The sequence below is a fragment of the Bradyrhizobium sp. Ken01 genome, from assembly GCF_055807355.1.
Map to the genome: position 1 here is coordinate 36,214 of NZ_JBVVPC010000026.1, position 16,348 is coordinate 52,561.

General features: G+C 64.6%; 13 protein-coding genes. 3 read left to right on the forward strand and 10 right to left on the reverse strand.

Going from position 1 to position 16,348, the window contains the following annotated elements; genetic code table 11:
• Nucleotides 1-28: 28 nt before the first annotated feature.
• Nucleotides 29-1,558 (reverse strand): F0F1 ATP synthase subunit alpha, encoded by a 1,530-nt coding sequence (atpA, locus tag AC0L3S_RS23430; RefSeq protein WP_007604342.1) that lies wholly within the window; start codon nucleotides 1,556-1,558, stop codon nucleotides 29-31.
• The gene (locus AC0L3S_RS23435) at nucleotides 1,558-2,118 is read right to left on the reverse strand and encodes a F0F1 ATP synthase subunit delta (RefSeq protein ID WP_027566412.1); all 561 of its coding nucleotides are present in this window, start codon (nucleotides 2,116-2,118) and stop codon (nucleotides 1,558-1,560) included. The genes atpA and AC0L3S_RS23435 overlap by 1 nt, the downstream gene beginning before the upstream one ends.
• A 646-nt stretch (nucleotides 2,119-2,764) precedes the next feature.
• On the opposite strand from AC0L3S_RS23435, the gene AC0L3S_RS23440 reads away from it, so the two are divergent.
• On the forward strand, nucleotides 2,765-3,274 hold the full coding sequence (locus AC0L3S_RS23440) for a septal ring lytic transglycosylase RlpA family protein (protein ID WP_027566411.1): 510 nt from the start codon (nucleotides 2,765-2,767) through the stop codon (nucleotides 3,272-3,274).
• 169 nt (nucleotides 3,275-3,443) lie between these two features.
• On the opposite strand, the gene AC0L3S_RS23445 is transcribed toward AC0L3S_RS23440, so the two are convergent.
• Nucleotides 3,444-5,654, reverse strand: a complete 2,211-nt coding sequence (locus AC0L3S_RS23445) for a primosomal protein N' (protein ID WP_473281566.1) — start codon at nucleotides 5,652-5,654, stop codon at nucleotides 3,444-3,446.
• A 111-nt stretch (nucleotides 5,655-5,765) separates the two neighbouring features.
• On the opposite strand from AC0L3S_RS23445, the gene AC0L3S_RS23450 reads away from it, so the two are divergent.
• Nucleotides 5,766-6,731: a tyrosine recombinase XerC gene (locus AC0L3S_RS23450; RefSeq protein ID WP_473264771.1), complete on the forward strand. Its 966-nt coding sequence runs from the start codon at nucleotides 5,766-5,768 to the stop codon at nucleotides 6,729-6,731.
• 100 nt (nucleotides 6,732-6,831) lie between these two features.
• Entirely contained in the window at nucleotides 6,832-7,422 is a 591-nt protein-coding gene (locus tag AC0L3S_RS23455; protein ID WP_473264770.1) for a DUF4337 domain-containing protein, read from the forward strand.
• 159 nt (nucleotides 7,423-7,581) lie between these two features.
• On the opposite strand, the gene AC0L3S_RS23460 is transcribed toward AC0L3S_RS23455, so the two are convergent.
• The 7 genes from AC0L3S_RS23460 to AC0L3S_RS23490 all read right to left on the reverse strand — a co-directional run bounded on the left by AC0L3S_RS23460 (nucleotide 7,582) and on the right by AC0L3S_RS23490 (nucleotide 16,347).
• Nucleotides 7,582-8,112 carry a hypothetical protein gene (locus AC0L3S_RS23460; protein WP_247461343.1) on the reverse strand — a complete coding sequence of 177 codons (531 nt, stop codon included), beginning with the start codon at nucleotides 8,110-8,112 and terminating at the stop codon, nucleotides 7,582-7,584.
• Between the two features lie 33 nt (nucleotides 8,113-8,145).
• Nucleotides 8,146-9,543: a dihydrolipoyl dehydrogenase gene (lpdA, locus tag AC0L3S_RS23465; protein ID WP_473281568.1), complete on the reverse strand. Its 1,398-nt coding sequence runs from the start codon at nucleotides 9,541-9,543 to the stop codon at nucleotides 8,146-8,148.
• Nucleotides 9,544-9,599: 56 nt separating this feature from the next.
• A complete protein-coding gene (locus AC0L3S_RS23470; protein WP_473281570.1) occupies nucleotides 9,600-10,361 on the reverse strand; it encodes an SDR family oxidoreductase in 762 nt (253 codons plus the stop codon).
• A 52-nt stretch (nucleotides 10,362-10,413) separates the two neighbouring features.
• Nucleotides 10,414-11,658 carry a 2-oxoglutarate dehydrogenase complex dihydrolipoyllysine-residue succinyltransferase gene (odhB, locus tag AC0L3S_RS23475; RefSeq protein WP_473264766.1) on the reverse strand — a complete coding sequence of 415 codons (1,245 nt, stop codon included), beginning with the start codon at nucleotides 11,656-11,658 and terminating at the stop codon, nucleotides 10,414-10,416.
• Between the two features lie 183 nt (nucleotides 11,659-11,841).
• Nucleotides 11,842-14,811: a 2-oxoglutarate dehydrogenase E1 component gene (locus tag AC0L3S_RS23480; RefSeq protein ID WP_473281572.1), complete on the reverse strand. Its 2,970-nt coding sequence runs from the start codon at nucleotides 14,809-14,811 to the stop codon at nucleotides 11,842-11,844.
• A gap of 137 nt (nucleotides 14,812-14,948) precedes the next feature.
• Nucleotides 14,949-15,833, reverse strand: a complete 885-nt coding sequence (gene sucD, locus AC0L3S_RS23485; protein WP_007598874.1) for a succinate--CoA ligase subunit alpha — start codon at nucleotides 15,831-15,833, stop codon at nucleotides 14,949-14,951.
• 34 nt (nucleotides 15,834-15,867) lie between these two features.
• Nucleotides 15,868-16,347: a DUF1579 family protein gene (locus AC0L3S_RS23490; RefSeq protein WP_473281574.1), complete on the reverse strand. Its 480-nt coding sequence runs from the start codon at nucleotides 16,345-16,347 to the stop codon at nucleotides 15,868-15,870.
• Between the last annotated feature and the right edge of the window lies 1 nt (nucleotide 16,348).

Genomic DNA, 16,348 nt, shown 5'->3' on the forward strand with positions numbered 1-16,348 from the left:
AAGAAGCCCGGCCTTTGCGACCGCTCTCTTATGCGAAGCTCTTGGCGAAACCTTCGACCACCGACTTCAGCTTGGCGGCGGTGTCGTCGGACAGATCGCGGCTGTCGCGGATCGCGTTGAGGATCTCGACATTCTTGCCGCGCAGCAGCGACAGCAGACCGTCCTCGAACGCACGCACCTTGTTGACCGGAAGCGGATCGAGATAGCCGTTGGTGCCGGCCCAGATCACGCAGACCTGCTCTTCCATCTTCAGCGGCGCGAACTGCGGCTGCTTCAGGAGCTCGGTCAGACGCGAGCCGCGGTTGAGCAGGCGCTGGGTCGAGGCGTCGAGGTCGGAGCCGAACTGCGCGAACGCCGCCATTTCGCGGTACTGCGCGAGCTCGCCCTTGATCTTGCCGGCGACCTTCTTGGTGGCCTTGGTCTGCGCCGAGGAGCCGACGCGCGACACCGACAGACCGACGTTCACCGCGGGGCGGATGCCCTGGAAGAACAGGTCGGTTTCGAGGAAGATCTGGCCGTCGGTGATCGAGATGACGTTGGTCGGAATGTAGGCCGACACGTCGTTGGCCTGGGTTTCGATGACCGGCAGCGCCGTCAGCGAGCCCGAGCCCTGGTCCTTGTTCAGCTTCGCCGCGCGCTCGAGCAGGCGGGAATGCAGATAGAACACGTCGCCCGGATAGGCTTCGCGGCCCGGCGGGCGGCGCAGCAGGAGCGACATCTGGCGGTAGGCGACGGCCTGCTTGGACAAATCGTCATAGATGATGACGGCGTGCATGCCGTTGTCGCGGAAGTACTCGCCCATGGTGCAGCCGGTGAACGGCGCGATGTACTGCATCGGCGCCGGATCGGACGCGGTGGCGGCGACGATGATCGAATATTCCAGCGCGCCCTGCTCTTCCAGCACCTTCACGAACTGGGCAACGGTCGAGCGCTTCTGGCCGATCGCGACGTAGACGCAATACAGCTTGATGTTCTCGTCCGGCTGCGCGTTGAGCGGCTTCTGGTTGAGGATGGTGTCGAGCGCGATCGCGGTCTTGCCGGTCTGACGGTCGCCGATGATCAGCTCGCGCTGGCCGCGGCCGATCGGGATCAGGGCGTCGATCGCCTTGAGGCCGGTCGCCATCGGTTCGTTCACGGACTTGCGCGGAATGATGCCGGGCGCCTTGACGTCGACGCGCATGCGCTTGTCGGCCTGGATCGGGCCCTTGCCGTCGATGGGATTGCCGAGCGCGTCGACGACGCGGCCGAGCAGGCCCTTGCCGACCGGCGCGTCCACGATGGCGCGGGTCCGCTTGACGGTCTGACCTTCCTTGATCTCACGGTCGGCGCCGAAAATGACGATACCGACGTTGTCGGTTTCGAGGTTCAGCGCCATGCCGCGGGTGCCGTTCTCGAACTCGACCATTTCACCGGCCTGGACGTTATCCAGGCCGTAAACGCGGGCGATGCCGTCGCCGACGGACAGCACCTGTCCGACTTCGGAGACTTCAGCTTCCTGGCCGAAATTCTTGATCTGGTCCTTGAGGATCGCGGAAATTTCCGCGGCGCGGATGTCCATCAGCCTGCCTCTTTCATCGCGTGCTTGATCGAATTGAGTTTGGTGCGAAGCGAGCTATCGATCATCCGGCTGCCAAGCTTGACCACGAGGCCACCGATGATCGAGGGATCGACCTTCACGTTGAGCGCGACGTCCTTGCCGGTCACCGACTTCAGGGCAACCTTGAGGGCGTCGAGATTCTTGTCCGATAGCGCCTCCGCCACGGTGACGTCGGCCGTGGCCTCGCCCTTGAACTTGGCGACCAGGGCGCGATAGGCGCGGATGACGTCAGCCACCGCGAACAGGCGGCGGTTGGCGGTCAGCACTTTCAGGAAATTGGCGGAGATGCCGGCGATGCCCGCCTTGTCCAAAACGGCCGAGAGGGCCCTGGACTGGGCGTCGGCCGCGAAAACCGGGCTGCGAACGAGGCGCTTCAGATCGGCGCTTTCGTTGAGCATGCCCTCGAATTTCTCGAGATCGGCTTTGACCTCGTCGACCACTTTCTGGTCGCGGGCCAGTTCAAACAAGGCCGTTGCATAACGGCCCGACACACCGGAAACGGACGTATCTTCTGCAGCCACAGACGTGCTCTTTTTGCTGTCAAACTCGCAAGGGAAAAACCGTCGCCACAAAGCGGCGCCTAGCGATCCAAGCCCTTGGAATTCAAGCGGGACTTCGATTTTCGACCCCGCACGGAAGTGCCGGGCTCGTTAAAATCGCGGCTTTGCTAACATAGCAGGCGCGCACGTGCAACATGACGCCAAATTAAAGGCATGACGTTATGTCGCCAGTTCGTCGCACTCCACGACGACGCGACGATGACCTGCCACGCCGCGGAATTGCCACAGCGCTTAAGCCAGCCCGTGAGCCGACGCCGGCGATTTGTTCCTGCCCTCAGCGCATAGCGGCCATGAACACGGATCGCTGAGGCGTGATTCCGGGCGCATCCGCTTCACTCGCCGAATACTTACCCAATTCTAAATGCGGGAAGCGATGACTTCGTTTTACAGTATTTGTAAGTAATACAGAGGTTAATGAATCGTTAAAATCCAAGAGTACGGAATATCGGCCGAATATCCCCGCCGGTAACAAGATATTACATGAAGACACAGAACGGATTTACTGCCCAATTCACGCCTCATTAGGAATCGAAACGCGGTCCCGCTCGCAAACTTACGGGGGCTCCACTTGCCACATATGTGGCAATACTAGCTTAGGGACCAATATATGCTTTGTTTGAAGACGCTGGGCTCTGTGACCCGGCCGCGTACGGCGATCGCCTTTGTTGCCGCAACTCTTCTCATCGGTGGAACTGCCACCGAAGCTTCCGCCAAATCCCGCCATCACCATCGGTATTCCCACCATCATCACCGCCACCACGCCCAGAACGATGCCAACACGACCTCCGATTGGCGTAACGCCAATGCGTCGATGACGCCGTCGCAGGGCACCGGACGTTCCTTCTCCGGCATGGCTTCCTTTTACGGGAATGAGTCCGGCAGCAGGACCGCCTCGGGCCAGCGCTTCAACCAGAACGCCATGACCGCGGCGCACCGTTCGCTGCCGTTCGGCACCAAGCTGCGCGTCACCCATGGCGGCTCGAGCGTCATCGTCACCATCAACGACCGTGGCCCGTTCATTCGCGGCCGTGTCCTCGACCTCTCCACGGGCGCTGCCCGCGCCATCGGCCTCACCGGCGCCGGCGTCGGCCGCGTCACCGCGGAAGTCGTCTCCTAAGGCGCGCGACGCCTGAAACAAGCCCGCCGTCTTGGGGGACGGCGGGCTTTTTTACGTGCTGTCATTCCGGGGCGCGACGAAGTCGCGAACCCGGAATCCATTCCCCCACCAACTCTGCCGCCCGATGGATTCCGGCTCGCGCTATGCGCGCCCCGGAATGACAACCGGCCTACAAAAAGCTCTGCGGATCGACGTCGACTTCAAGCTTTTGATTGCCCTTCGGCTTCGGGCATACGGCAAGCCAGTTGCGCAGATAATCCGACAGGTCGAAGCCGCGCGCGGATTTCACCAGAATGCGGAAGCGGTAGCGGCCCTTGATGACCGCGAGCGGGGCTTCCGCCGGGCCCAGCACCACCACGCGCTCGTCGCGCGGCGCGAGCGCGACGAGGTGGCGGCCAAAGCCCTCGGCGCTCGGCCGGTCGCCGGCGGAAATGATCAGGCTCGCGAGCCGCCCGAACGGCGGATAGAGCGTGCGTTCACGCAAATCGATCTCGCTGTCGTAGAAGGCTTCGCGGTCGCAGGCGATCAGCGCCTTCATCACGGGATGATCGGGCTGGTGGGTCTGGAGATAGCCGATGCCACGGCCCTGCTCGCGCCCGGCGCGGCCGATCACCTGGTTGAGCAATTGCCAGGTGCGCTCGGAGGCGCGCGGATCGCCATTGGACAGGCCGAGATCCGCATCGACCACGCCGACCAGATTGAGCCGCGGGAAATTGTGGCCCTTGGCCACGAGCTGCGTGCCGATGATGACGTCGACGCGACCCTCCGCGATGTCATTCAGCTCGGAGCGCATCGTCTCGATCGAGGTGATGAGATCGCTCGACAGCACCATGGTGCGCGCCTCCGGGAACAGCGCGGCCGCCTCTTCCTGCAAGCGCTCGACACCGGGCCCGACCGCGACCAGCGATTCCTCCGCCGCACAATGCGGACAGGTCTGCGGGCGCGGCATCGAGAAGCCGCAATGGTGACAGACGAGGCGCTGGCGGAAGCGATGATCGACCAGCCAGGCATCGCAGATGGTGCAGGCGAAGCGATGGCCGCAGGCGCGGCACAACGTCAACGGCGCATAGCCGCGGCGATTGAGGAACAAGAGCGCCTGCTCGCGCCGCTCGATCGCGGACCTGATCTCGGACGCCAGCCGCGGCGAGATGAAGCGGCCGCGCGCCGGCGGCTCGCGGCGCATGTCGATGGCCTCGATATGCGGCATGTGCTGGCCGCCGAAGCGCGACGGCAGCGCGATGCGCTGATAGCGGTTCTTGCGCGCATTGACCTCGGACTCGACCGACGGCGTCGCCGACGCCAGCACGATCGGGACCTTTGCGATGTGCGCGCGCACCACCGCCATGTCGCGGGCGTGATAATGCACGCCCTCGTCCTGCTTGTAGGCCTGGTCGTGCTCTTCATCGACCACAATGAGGCCGAGATTGGCGTAAGGCAGAAACAGCGCCGAGCGCGCGCCGACCACGACCGGCGCGCTGCCCTCGGAGATCGCCGCCCAATTGCGCGCGCGGGTGCGCGGCGTCAGCTCGGAATGCCATTCCAGAGGGCGCACGCCAAAACGTTGCGCGAAGCGATCGAGGAACTGGCCGGTGAGCGCGATCTCCGGCATCAGGATCAGCGACTGCTTTCCGCGTCGGGTCGCCTCGGCCACGGCTTCGAAATAAACCTCGGTCTTGCCCGAGCCGGTGACACCATCGAGCAGCGCGACGTGAAAGCTGCCGTTGGCGGCGAGCGCGCGCATGGCATCGACCCCGGCGCGCTGGAGCGGCGAAAAATCCGGCCGGCTGAAATCCGGATCTGGGGCCGGCGGCGGCGGAGCCGGCGGCATCGGCTCGACCGTGAGCGTGCCTTCGTCGACGAGGCCGTCGATCACGCCAGCCGAAACGCCGGCCTCCCTGGCGGCTTCCGACTTGCCGTGCAGCAGCCGGTCCGACAGCACCTGGATCAGGCGCTGCCGCGCCGGCGTCAGACGTTTTGGCGGATCGCCGACCAGGCGCACGCCAGCGCGCACCCGCTCGGGGCCGAGGTTCTCGCCCATCCGCAGGCACATGCGCAGCACCATGCCGCGCGGGCTCAGCGTGTAATTGGCGATCCAGTCCACGACCGCACGCAGCTCGGGCTTCAGCGGCGGGATGTCGAGCTTTTCGCTGACCTCCTTGAGGCGGTTGTGCAGGCGCGGATCCGGATTGGCGTTTTCGGCCCAGACCACGGCGAGCACCTCGCGCGGGCCGAGCGGCACGCCGATAATATCGCCCGCCTTCAGCTCCATCCCGCGCGGCACCTTGTAGGAATAGGTCTGGTCGAGCGCGACCGGCACCAGCACGTCGACCATGCGGGTCGCGTTGGCGGAAACGGCGTTGCTGCGCGACGTGTGATCCATGAGGGGGAATCGGAACCCGGGGGCTTCAAGGCTAGCGCCCTGAGGCGGCCTTAGCGAACGATAAACGAGTGTGATGCGATATACTGAGTGGAATCACCACGTCCAGAGCGCATGAGCAAAGCGGCCGCCCCACAGATCGAGCTCGCCAGCGCCGATCCTGATATCGCGCAGGAGATGACGCGCTGGCTGTCGCATCTCGGCGCGGAGCGACGGCTGTCGCCGAAGACGCTGGAAGCCTATGCCCGCGATTTGCGGCAGTGCTTGAATTTCCTCTGCGGCCATTGGGGCGAGCGGGTGACGCTGAAGCGTTTCGCCGCGCTGGAGGCCACCGATATCAGGGCCTTCATGGCGATGCGCCGCGCCGACGATATTGCCGGTCGCTCGCTGATGCGCGCACTCGCGGGGCTGCGCTCGTTCGGCCGCTTCCTTGAGCGCGAAGGCAAGGGCAAGGTTGGCGCGCTCTCGGCGATCCGCGCGCCGAAAGTCGCAAAGAGCCTGCCAAAGCCGTTGCCGATGGCGTCGGCCAAGCGTCTTGCGGACGCCGACGAGCGCGCCGGCGAGGACCGCGAGACCTGGATTCTGGCGCGCGATGCCGCGGTGATGGCGCTCCTCTACGGCTCGGGCCTGCGCATCTCCGAAGCGCTGGGGCTGACGCGCCGCGAGGTGCCGCGTCCCGGTGAAGGCGACGTGCTGATCGTAACCGGCAAAGGCAACAAGACCCGCATGGTGCCGGTGCTGCAGAACGTGCTCGCGCTCGTGCAGGAGTACGTCGCGATGTGCCCGTATCCGCTGCCGGCGGAGGGGCCGATCTTCGTCGGCGCACGCGGCGGGCCCTTGAGCCCGCGCATCATCCAGCTCGCGATGGAGCGGCTGCGCGGCGCGCTCGGCCTGCCCGATAGCGCCACGCCGCACGCGCTCCGGCATTCCTTCGCCACGCACCTGTTGTCACGCGGCGGCGATTTGCGCGCGATCCAGGAATTGCTCGGCCATGCCTCGCTCTCGACCACGCAGATCTATACCGGCATCGATGCCGAACGGCTGCTGGAAGTTTATGCCAGCGCGCATCCCCGTCGCTGATGCTGACATGAAGCTGTCATAGCAAGCCTCTCGGCGCGCATGCCTCTTGCGCGGCGCCCGCGGTTCGGTCAATCGTGGGGAACCGAGCCAGGAGGGACTTATGAGCGCACATGAAAGCATGGAGCATGCCGAGCACGCCGAACACGCGTCCGGCTCGAACAAGAAGATCGCGCTCCTGATTGCCGTTCTGGCGCTGTTCCTGGCGATCTCCGAGACGCTCGGCAAGGGCGCGCAGACCGAATCGATCAGCAAGAACGTCGAGGCCTCCAACCTCTGGGCGTTCTTCCAGGCCAAGAGTATCCGCCGCACCATGGTGCAGAGCATGGCGGACCAGGGCAAGCTCATCCTCGGCGCGGCGAGCGATGAGGCCAACAAGGTGGCCGTGCAGAAGCAGATCGAGGACTGGCAGAAGACCGCGCAGCGCTACCGTTCCGAGCCAGAGACCGGCGAAGGCACCGAGCAGCTGGCCGAAAAGGCCAAGCACGCCGAGCATGAGCGCGACGAGGCGACTGCGAAATATCATCACTTCGAACTGGCATCCGCGGCCTTCCAGATCGGCATCGTGCTGGCGTCGGCCACCATCATCACCGGCATGATCGCGCTCGCTTATGTCGCCGGCCTGCTGACGATCGCTGGGCTCGTCATGACCGGGCTCGGCCTGTGGCTGCCGCATCTGCTGCATTTGCATTAGCGAAAACGAAACGCGTGGTTTGACGCCACACACGCAGTGTCATGCCCCGGCTTGACCGGGGCATCCAGTATGCCGCGGCTTCTCCGTATCCATTGCCCTCTCTGGAATACTGGATCGCCCGGTCAAGCCGGGCGATGACAGCGAGTGTGCGGCGAACCTTCAACGCGCTTCGTGCACGCTCTTGCGAAAGCGCTGGATCAGGCGGAGCGTGCGGGAGGACCAGCCTTCGCCGTTGCCGGCGATCAGCTCGCGGATGCGCCGCTTGATCGGATCGACCAGCTCGGCGGCCTTGGCACGCAGCTTCAGCACCAGATCATAGAGCCGCTCGAACCACGCCATCTCCATCAGCTTGTCGCGCGTCACATCGAACACGAAGGCGGTGACGCCGACCCCGAGCAGCTTTGCGAACACGATGGTGAAGACCGCGCTGGTCCAGTATTCGTGCGTGAGCAGCCACAGGCCGACCAGCTTGAGCGGAAACAGCGGAATGATGGGCACGGCGAACACGATCAGCGTCATCGCCGGCGACAGCGCATCGACGCGGTCCGACAGCCATTGCTTGAACCGCGCGAGCGGGACAATTGCGACAACCCGCGCAACGATCGGTTCGAGATGGTCCCACAGCCAGGCTTCGATCAGGAAGATGATCGCGAGCAGGACCCAGACCGGTTGAAGCAGGCGGCGTAGCATGTGTTTCCCGCCCGATTCGGCGCTGGGCGCCACCTACATATGGATGGCCCGCTTGCCGACTGCAAGCGCGGCCTCCTTGATGGCCTCCGAGCGGGTCGGGTGCGCGTGGCAGGTGCGCGCGAGATCCTCCGCGCTGCCGCCAAACTCCATGAGAACAGCCGCCTCGTGGATCATTTCCCCGGCTTCGCGGCCGATTATGTGCACGCCGAGCACGCGATCGGTCTTCGCATCTGCGAGAATCTTCACAAAGCCGTCGGTGGTCTGGTTGACCTTGGAGCGGCCGTTGGCGGTAAAGGGAAACTTCCCGACGGTATAAGCCACGCCCGCCTGCTTCAGCTCCTCCTCGGTTTTACCGACGGAGGATACTTCCGGCGTGGTATACACGACGCCGGGGATAACATCGTAGTTCACGTGGCCGGCCTGCCCGGCGATGATCTCGGCAACCGCGACGCCTTCATCCTCGGCCTTGTGCGCGAGCATCGGACCCGCGACGACGTCGCCGATCGCATAGACGCCCTTCACGCTGGTGGCGAAGTGCGGATCGATCTGCACGCGGCCGCGATTGTCGAGCGCAACGCCGGCTTCCTTCAGGCCGAGCCCCTCCGTATACGGCACACGGCCGATACAGACGAGAACGACGTCGGCTTCCAGCGTCTCGGCAGCGCCGCCGGCGGCGGGCTCGACCGTCGCCTTCAGCGTCTTGCCGGAGGCGTCCACGCCCGTGACCTTGGCACCGAGCTTGAACGCAAAGCCCTGCTTCTCCAGGATGCGCTGGAATTGCTTGGCGATCTCGCCGTCCATGCCGGGCAGAATGCGGTCGAGGAATTCGACGACGACGACTTCGGCGCCGAGACGGTGCCAGACCGAGCCGAGCTCGAGGCCGATCACGCCGGCGCCGACGATCAAGAGCTTGCCGGGGACCTTGTCCAGCGACAGCGCGCCGGTCGACGATACGATGCGCGTCTCGTCGATCTCGATGCCCTTGAGACGCGCGATGTCCGAGCCGGTGGCGATCACGATGCTCTTGGTTTCGATGATTTGCGACTTGCCGTCGGCGGAGACTTCAACTTTGCCGGTGCCGAGAATCTTGCCGGCGCCCTTGAGCACGTCGATCTTGTTCTTCTTCATCAGGAACTCGACACCCTTGACGTTGCCGTCGATGCCCTGCTGCTTGAAATTCATCATCGCAGGCAAATCGAGCTTCGGCGCGGAAACGCTGACGCCCATCTTGGCGAAGGAATGCCCGGCCTCCTCGAACATTTCGGAGGCGTGCAGCAGCGCCTTCGACGGCATGCAGCCGACATTGAGGCAGGTGCCGCCGAGCGTCGCGTTCTTTTCGACCACGGCGACTTTCATGCCGAGCTGCGCTGCACGGACCGCGCAGACATAACCGCCCGGTCCGGTGCCGATGACGACGAGATCGTATGCCATGAGAGAAAGTCCCGTAAGTTTAGCGTTGAGGGATGTGTCAGCGTCCGCGCGGCGCGTCAGCGTCCGCCGGACACATCGAGAATGGCTGAGGTGACGTAGGAGGCATCGTCCGACATCAACCAGACGATGGCATTGGCGACTTCATCGGCAGTACCGACACGCTTCATCGGCACCATATGGGCCAGACGATGGGCGCGGTCGGGCTCGCCGCCGGCAGCGTGGATTTCGGTATCGATCAGGCCGGGGCGGATGCCCGCGACGCGAATGCCTTCGCCGGCAACCTCATGGCCGAGGCCGACGGTGAAGGAATCGATCGCGCCCTTGGACGCGGCATAGTCGACATAGGTGTTCGGCGCGCCGAGCTTGGCGGCAACCGATGACAGATTGACGATGACGCCGCCCTGGCCGCCATGCCTGGTCGACATTCGCTTCACGGCTTCGCGCGCGCAGAGGATGGAGCCGGTGACGTTGACCGCCATCACGCGCTGGATGCGCTCGGCCGACATCTCGTCGACGCGCACGCCGCTGGTCCCGACGATACCGCCATTGTTGACGAGCGCGCCGAGCGTGCCGAATGCGTCTGCGGCCTTGAACAGCGCCAGGATGTCGCTTTCCTCGGCGACGTCGCATTTCACCGCGATGGCCTTGCCGTTGCTGGCCGCGATCTCGGCGAGCACCTCGTCGGCGGCCGTCTTGTTGCTGGCATAGCCGACCACGACACGGAAGCCGCGCGCGGCCGCCGCAATCGCGGTCGCGCGGCCAATGCCGCGGCTGCCGCCGGTGATGACAACGACTTTATCGGTCACGCGCGCCTCCATGGTTCGACACGCGCCGTCGCGAAAGGCGACGGCGCTCGCAGAGCATCAGGGATCAGAGATCGAGCACCAGGCGCGCCGGATCTTCCAGGCTCTCCTTGACGCGAACGAGGAAGGTCACGGCTTCCTTGCCGTCGATGACGCGATGATCGTAGGACAGCGCGAGATACATCATCGGGCGGACCTCGATCTTGCCGCCGACGACCATCGGCCGCTCCTGGATCTTGTGCATGCCGAGAATGCCGGACTGCGGCGCGTTCAGGATCGGGGTCGACATCAGCGAGCCGTAGATGCCGCCGTTGGTGATGGTGAAGGTGCCGCCCTGCATCTCGTCGATCTTGAGCTGGCCGTCACGGGCGCGGCGGCCGAAATCGGCGATGCCCTTCTCGATGTCGGCGATCGACTTGTTGTCGCAGTCGCGCACCACGGGCACGACGAGGCCCTTGTCGGTGCCGACGGCGACGCCGATGTGATAGTAGTTCTTGTAGATCAGATCGGTGCCGTCGATCTCGGCGTTGACGGCCGGGATGTCCTTCAGCCCCTGCACGACGGCCTTGGTGAAGAAGCCCATGAAGCCGAGCTTCGAGCCATGCTTCTTCTCGAACGCATCCTTGTAGTGCGCACGCAGCGCCATGACGTTGGTCATGTCGACCTCGTTGAAGGTCGTGAGCATCGCGGCGGTGTTCTGCACGTCCTTGAGCCGGCGCGCGATGGTCTGGCGCAACCGGGTCATCTTGACGCGCTCTTCGCGGGCGGCGTCATCGGCCGGCGAGGGTGCGCGGACCTGAACCGCGGCGGCCGGCTGGTTGACCGGGGTCGGCGCCGAGGCCGCACGCTCGATTGCGGCGAGCATGTCGCCCTTGGTGACGCGACCGTCCTTGCCGGAGCCCGGAACGGTCGAGGCGTCGATGCCGGTCTCGGCCGAGAGCTTTCGCACGGAGGGAGCGAGGGGAGAGTCGGCCGGCGGTGCTTTCGCGGCAGCGGGGGCGGCGGCTGGGGCCGCCGCGGCGGGAGCAGGCGCGGGCGCGGCAGCCGGCTTGGCGGGCGTCTTTGCGACGCCAGCCGTGCCCTCGGTGATCTGCCCGAGCAGCGCACCGACCGCAACGGTCGTGCCATCTGCGGCGATGATCTCGCTCAGCGTGCCGGCGGAAGGCGCCGGGACTTCGATGGTGACCTTGTCGGTCTCGAGCTCCACCAAGGGCTCGTCGACGGCGACGGGATCGCCGGCCTTCTTGAACCAGCGGCCGATGGTGGCCTCGGTGACGGATTCGCCGAGGGTCGGCACACGAATTTCAGTCATGGTCTTTTCCTTAAGGAGATCGCCAATGCGGTCGTGAATTTCACAGGTGTCATGCCCCGCGAAGGCGGGGCATCCAGTACTCCGCGGCGTTCGTGGTCATCACGGCCGTCACGGCGTACTGGATCGCCCGCCCCAGTGCGCAATTGCGCACAAGGCGGGCGATGACAGCGTCCTAAAAACTTCTCAGCTCAATGCTTCGTCCAGGAACGCCTTCAACTGCGCCTGATGCTTGGACATCAGACCCGTGGCGGTCGCAGCGGAGGCGGCGCGGCCGACATAACGCGGACGCCGGCTCACACCGTTCACCTGGTTCAGCACCCATTCCAGATAGGGCTCGATGAAGTGCCAGGCCCCCATGTTGCGGGGCTCTTCCTGGCACCACACCACTTCAGCCTTCTTGAAGCGCGACAGCTCGGCCACCAGCGCCTTGAGCGGCACCGGATAGAGCTGCTCGATGCGCATCAGGTAGATGTCGTCCATCCCGCGCTTCTCGCGCTCCTCGTAGAGGTCGTAATAGACCTTGCCCGAGCAGAGCACGATGCGGCGGATCTTCTCGTCGGGAACGAGCTTGATCGCTTCGCCCGGCAGCATCTGGGCGTCGTCATAGAGGATGCGGTGGAAGGTGGTCCCCTTCGCGAGCTCCTCGAGACGCGAGACCGCCCGCTTGTGACGCAGCAGCGACTTCGGCGTCATCACGATCAGCGGCTTGCGGATCTCGCGATGGAGCTGCCTACGCAGCACGTGGAAGTAGTTCGCCGGCGTGGTCGGATACACCACCTGCATGTTGTCTTCTGCGCACATCTGGAGATAACGCTCCAGACGCGCCGAGGAGTGCTCCGGTCCCTGGCCCTCATAGCCGTGCGGCAGGAGGCAGACGAGGCCGGACATGCGCAGCCATTTGCGCTCACCCGAGGAGATGAACTGGTCGAACACGACCTGCGCGCCGTTGGCGAAATCGCCGAACTGCGCTTCCCACAGGGTCAACGTGTTCGGCTCGGCGAGCGAGTAGCCGTACTCGAAGCCGAGCACGGCTTCTTCCGACAGCAGCGAGTTGATGACCTCGTAATGGCCCTGCTCGTGACCGAGATGGTTGAACGGCGTGTAGCGGCTCTCGTCTTCCTGGTCGATCAGGACCGAGTGGCGCTGCGAGAAAGTGCCGCGCTCCGAATCCTGCCCGGACAGGCGGACATGGTGGTTCTCGTTGAGCAGCGTGCAGAACGCCAGCGCCTCGCCGGTCGCCCAGTCGATGCCCGTGCCGCCGTCGATCGCTTTGGCGCGGTTTTCGAGGAAGCGCTGGATGGTGCGGTGGACGCGGAAGCCATCGGGCACCTTGGTGATCTTGCGACCGATGTCCTTCAGTGCGGCGATGTCGACGCCGGTGACGCCACGCCGCGCGTCTTCTTCCTGATCCGCGATCTTGAAGCCGGCCCATTTGCCGTCGAGCCAGTCGGCCTTGTTGGGCTTGTAGCCGGAGCCGGCTTCGAGCTCGGCATCGAGCCGCGCGCGCCAGTCGGCCTTGGCCTTCTCGACCTCGCCCTCGGTCAGCACGCCTTCGCTGATGAGACGGCGGGCGTAGAGCTCGAGCGTCGACGGATGGGCCGCGATCTTCTTGTACATCACCGGCTGGGTGAAAGCCGGCTCGTCGCCCTCGTTATGGCCATGCCTGCGGTAGCAGAACATGTCGATGACGACGGGCTTGTGGAATTTCTGCCGGAACTCGGTCGCGACCTTGGCCGCGAACACGACGGCTTCCGGGTCGTCGCCGTTGACGTGGAAGATCGGCGCGTCGATCATCTTCGCCACGTCGGACGGGTAAGGCGACGAACGGGAATAACGTGGATAGGTGGTGAAGCCGATCTGGTTGTTGACGATGAAGTGCACGGACCCGCCGGTGCGGTAGCCCTTCAGGTCCGACAGGCCGAAACATTCCGCGACCACGCCTTGGCCCGCAAAGGCTGCGTCGCCGTGCATCAGGAGCGGCATCACCGAGATGCGCATATCCGGCGGATCGCCGTGCTGATCCTGCTTGGCGCGGACTTTTCCGAGCACCACGGGATCGACGATCTCGAGATGCGAGGGGTTGGCGGTCAGCGACAGATGGATGCGGTTGCCGTCGAACTCGCGATCCGAGGACGCGCCGAGATGATATTTGACGTCGCCCGAGCCTTCGACCGCATCAGGATTGGCCGAACCGCCCTTGAACTCGTGGAACAGCGCGCGGTGCGGCTTGCCCATCACCTGGGTCAGCACGTTGAGGCGGCCACGATGCGGCATGCCCAGCACGACTTCTTTCACGCCGAGATTGCCGCCACGCTTGATGATCTGCTCGAGCGCGGGGATCAGCGATTCAGCACCGTCCAGGCCGAAGCGCTTGGTGCCGGTGAATTTGGTGTCGCAGAATTTCTCGAAGCCTTCGGCTTCGACCAGCTTCATCAGGATGGCGCGGCGGCCTTCGCGGGTGAAGGAGATTTCCTTGTCCGGCCCCTCGATGCGCTCCTGGATCCAGGCCTTCTGCGCCGCGTTGGTGATGTGCATGAACTCGACGCCGAGCGTCTGGCAGTAGGTGCGCTCGCAGATCGCGGTGATTTCGCGCAAGTTGGCGTATTCGAGACCGAGCACATGGTCGAGGAAGATCTTGCGGTCGAAATCGGCTTCGCTGAAGCCGTAGGTCCGCGGATCGAGCTCTTCGCGATTGCGCTGGGCTTCGATGCCGAGCGGATCGAGCTTGGCGTGGAAGTGGCCGCGCATGCGGTAGGAGCGGATCAGCATCAGCGCCCGGACCGAGTCGCGGGTGGCCTGGAGCAGGTCGGCGGAGGAGAGGCCGCCGGCCTTGTCGCCACCCTTGGCCTGGGCCTTGGCGGCGATCTTGGCGCCGACCGTCTTCTCGACTTCCGCCCAATTGCCGTCGAGCGCGGAGGTCAGATCGTCCTGCGGGATCAGCGGCCAGTTGGCGCGCTCCCAGGACGGGCCCTGGGCGTTCTTGCTGATGTCGCCCGGCTGGTCGTTGAGGCTCTTGAAGAATTCCTGCCACTCAGTGTCGACTGAGGACGGGTCCTTCTCGTAGCGGGCGTAGATTTCGTCGATGTAGGTGGCGTTGGTGCCCTGCAAAAAGGAAGAGAGGGCAAAGGCTGCGTTCGCGTCTTGGCGAGACATGCTTGAGTTCCTGGCGATTTCGGTTCGCGCATAACAAACGGCGCTGGCGCTGGGCTCCCCGGCAGAGGACCAGCGCGACAGGCACCATTTACCCTATTTGCTGCGAAACTTCGCCCGGAAAATTACGAAGGGGTGAATCAAGCTTTCAATTTTTCGGCAAGCGTGTGCCCAAGGCGAGCGGGAGACGGGGACACTGTAATTCCTGCCGATTTCATCGCGTCGGTCTTGGAACCGGCGTCACCCTTTCCGCCCGAAATGATCGCGCCGGCGTGGCCCATGCGGCGGCCGGGAGGGGCCGTGACACCGGCGATGAAACCGACCATCGGCTTCTGGCGGCCGCGCTTGGCTTCGTCCTTAAGGAACTGGGCGGCGTCCTCCTCGGCGGAACCGCCGATCTCGCCGATCATGATGATCGACTCGGTCTTGGGGTCGCCGAGCAGCATTTCCAGCACGTCAATGAACTCGGTTCCCTTGACCGGATCGCCGCCGATGCCGACCGCGGTGGTCTGGCCGAGGCCTTCCTGGGTGGTCTGGAACACGGCTTCGTAGGTCAGGGTCCCCGAGCGCGAGACGATGCCGACGCTGCCGGTCTTGAAGATGTTGGCCGGCATGATGCCGATCTTGCACTCGCCGGCGGTCATGACGCCCGGGCAGTTCGGCCCGATCAGGCGCGACTTGGAACCGGCCAGCGAACGCTTCACCCTGACCATGTCGATGACCGGGATACCTTCCGTGATGCAGACGATCAGCGGGATCTCGGCATCGATGGCTTCGCAGATCGCATCGGCCGCGCCCGGCGGCGGCACGTAGATCACCGATGCATCGGCGCCGGTCTTCTCACGCGCCTCGCGCACGGTGTCGAACACCGGCAGGCCCAGATGCGTCGCGCCGCCTTTGCCCGGCGAAGTGCCGCCGACCATCTTAGTGCCATAGGCAATCGCGGCCTCCGAGTGGAAGGTGCCGTTCTTGCCGGTAAAGCCCTGGCAGATGACCTTGGTGTTCTTGTCGATCAGGATGGACATGAGGTCTGCTTTCGCGAAACTAACGAGTGAGAGGTCAGTGGATGCGGCGGTAGACGCCGGTGAGCACGTCGGCCCAGCCTTCCGCGTCCGGCGAGAACTGGATCTTCAACGAATAGGAATCGTCGTCGATGATTTCATAGACGTGGCGCGCATTGCCTCGCAGCGAGCCGCGCACCAGCGTCAGGGTCTTGCCGACCCACCCGCCGGAGGCGGGCGAGGGCGGCGTGTAGCCGAGCGAATCGTACCAGAACAATTTATAGGTCCGGTCTTCGCGGTCGAAGGTGAAGATGCCGTGGGTGGCGAAGCTCTGCTTGCCGTCGCGGGTCTGGACCGAGTCCTGGATCAGATAGAAGCCCTTGAGATCCATGTGGGCCACGACGTGAGAGGTCGCTGTCCCGCCCTCCGTCCATCGCGACGGAAAGACCACCTCTTCGCCATTCCATTCACCGGCGAACGCGGCAAGGCGCGCGTGCTCCGGCAGCGGGGATGATGCAGCGAGATGGTCCTGGGTCATG